Below are 280 nucleotides of genomic sequence, written 5' to 3' on the forward strand. Positions count from 1 at the left end.
CAAACATTCCGAAGGGGCATTCAATAGCGTGATGGCGGCAATGTCAGCAATGGGGGAACTGGCTTTCTGGTCAGTTGACAACGAAAACTATGACAATCGTCAGGCAAGGGAAGATTTACGCCGTATCGGTGAAGCATTGATGTATTTACCGAGGATCGCCGAAGCGCTGAACGACACAGCACAGCACGCCCAGTTTGAAATTCATCACCGCGAGGGATTCCCGAAATGGTAAGCCATATTGATATTCGTTCGGTGAAAGCGGCGGCGCAAAATCAGTGGC

At 50.4% G+C, this 280-nt stretch carries 1 protein-coding gene; it reads left to right on the plus strand.

All coding sequences use genetic code 11. The annotated features are described in order from the left end of the window. The coding region (locus PSI23_RS22330) for a hypothetical protein (protein ID WP_273557084.1) at positions 1 to 232 on the plus strand (232 nt) is incomplete at its 5' end. Positions 233 to 280 lie beyond the last annotated feature (48 nt).

Source organism: Xenorhabdus yunnanensis (assembly GCF_028598805.1).
Lineage (GTDB): Bacteria > Pseudomonadota > Gammaproteobacteria > Enterobacterales > Enterobacteriaceae > Xenorhabdus > Xenorhabdus yunnanensis.